The sequence below is a fragment of the Amycolatopsis sp. NPDC059027 genome (assembly GCF_042739735.1).
In the GTDB taxonomy this organism is placed as follows: domain Bacteria; phylum Actinomycetota; class Actinomycetes; order Mycobacteriales; family Pseudonocardiaceae; genus Amycolatopsis.
Map to the genome: position 1 here is coordinate 107,091 of NZ_JBHYIK010000033.1, position 2,168 is coordinate 109,258.

At 69.3% G+C, this 2,168-nt stretch carries 1 protein-coding gene; it reads left to right on the forward strand.

Translation table 11 applies throughout. The features are described 5' to 3' along the window. Positions 1-261: 261 nt before the first annotated feature. Positions 262-2,061, forward strand: a complete 1,800-nt coding sequence (locus ACFWY9_RS23500) for an SdrD B-like domain-containing protein (protein WP_378339908.1) — start codon at positions 262-264, stop codon at positions 2,059-2,061. Positions 2,062-2,168: the final 107 nt, after the last annotated feature.

The following is a 2,168-nucleotide window of genomic DNA, read 5'->3' on the forward strand; positions in this document are numbered from 1 at the left end:
ACCCACACCACCCACCACCCCCAAACCCGTTTTGATTTTTTTTGGGGGGGCGTGGTTTTTTTTAAAACCCACCCCCCCCCCCCGTCCCCACCCCCCCCCCCCCCCCGCCGGGGGCTCTTCGCTTTTCCGGGGAATGTCACGGCGGTACACCGTTCACCGGAAACGGATATTCACCTTTTCGCGAATCTCGCTAAGGTGATCCGGTTCTACGCGGTTCGGGGGCTTTGCGCGTTTCCATCGGGTAATCAGGGGTGACACTGCGTGAACAAATTACCTGGCGAAAGACCCATCGCGCGGACGGTGGCGAGCTGTCTCGCCACGTTCGCCGCGGCGGTGGCATTGACCGGCGTGTTCGCCGCGCCCGCCGGAGCGGATCCGGTACCTGTTTCCACCGCGCCGCCGTCCACGGCCGCGCCGTCGAGTAGTTCCGCGGCACCGGAGCCCAGCGCGCCGAGTTCTTCGGCCGTGCCGAGTTCTCCGCCTGCGGTGAGTTCGCAGCCCGCGGCGCCGCAGCCGAAAGCCGAGTCCGCGCAGCGTTCCCGTGTCGAGGCGTCGGTGATCTTCGCCCAGACGTCGTACCGGACGGACGAGGACGTCCGGTTCATCTTCAAGCTGAAGAACATCGGCGAGACTCCTGCAGTTGGTCTGCAGGTCTCCCAGAACATCCTCGATCCGACCGATCTTGTGGTCCCGTACGACCCAGGCTGGGGTCCGCTCAAGGGCAAGCCGGGACTGAACCTCGATCCTGGGGCCACCTACGAGCTGCCGGTCTCCGGGAAGGTTCGTGATCTCGAAAAGGCCACCGCGGTCGTGCGGGGATTCGTGTACGACGAGACCGGATTCGGTGCCGGTACGTTCAACGCCGAGGTCACGGTGACCAAGGGGCCCGGTCATGCGGCTGGCGTCGTCTTTGGCGACCGGAACGGCAACGGCATCTTCGACAACGGTGAACAACTGGCCGGCGCCAAGCTCACTCTGCGGTACGTCCACAGTGGAGGGACGTACTCGGCGACGAGCGACGCCGACGGGAAGTTCAGTTTCGACGCGCCGGCCGCGGACTACTACCTCGGTGGCGAAGTGGTCGGCGGCTGGCTGATCCCGTTCGAAACCGTCCACATCGGACCGGACACGAAGGACCTGCTCGTCCGAGGGGCACCGCCGCTGAACGGCGCGCTGAAGGCGTCGATGGCCTTCACCCAGCGCAGCTACAAGCCAGGGGAACTCGCGCACGTCACGGTGACGCTGTCCAACTCCGGCCCGATCCCGCTCACCGGCATCGTGGCCGCGTGCAACCGCATCGGCGACGGCTACATCCTGAACGGCCGCGGCCCCGGGTGGGGAGACCTCGCGGCGGGCGGCGTGACGATCGCGCCCGGGCAGACCCGTACCTTCGACGTGTCCGAGGCAGTGCCCGAGGCCGCCTTCAACCGGGGTTACGTCGTTGCCTCCTGTGACTTCGGCTATCGCGAGGTCGACATCGACAACCACGCGAAGGCTCATGACCAGGCGGCGGTGCCGGGTGCCAAGGCCGCCGTCGTCGGCGATGTGGCCGTCAATTTCGACAACCAAGGGAAGCCGCAGCAGGGCGTCGCCGGGGTCAAGGTCGTGCTGGTCTCCGACCAGGACTGCCCGATCGCCGGCGAGCAGACGACCGACGCGAACGGGCACTTCGAGTTCCACGACGTGGTGCCGGGGCCCGCTTACCAGCTGTACTTCCTGCCTCCGCAGGGCTGGCGGATCAAGTACCAGAACCCGACCGCGATCAACGTCTACGGCCCCGCCGACCACCCGGCCCGGGTGGTGATCCTGGCCGAGTCCGGTGACGCGCCGCTGCCGACCGTGCCAGCCCAGCCCGCGAGCTGCGGCCGGCCCGGCACTCCCACGTCGCCGGACGCCGCCCCCGCCGGAAGCCAGGGGACCGGCGGCGGTCAGAGCGGCAGCTCCGGCCTGGCCAGCACCGGCGTCGACGCGCTCGCGTTCGGCGCACTCGGCCTGGTCACCTTGGCGCTCGGTGTGGCCTTCGTGCTCGTCGCCCGCCGACGCCGCCGTCCAACCGCCTAACACCATCCCCCTCCCAGCGCCCTCGCGCCCCCCGGGCCGCCGGGGCGGGGCGCGCTGCCGCCGCCCGCCCCCCCCCCCGCCCCGCCCCCCCGCCCGGCGGGCGTGCT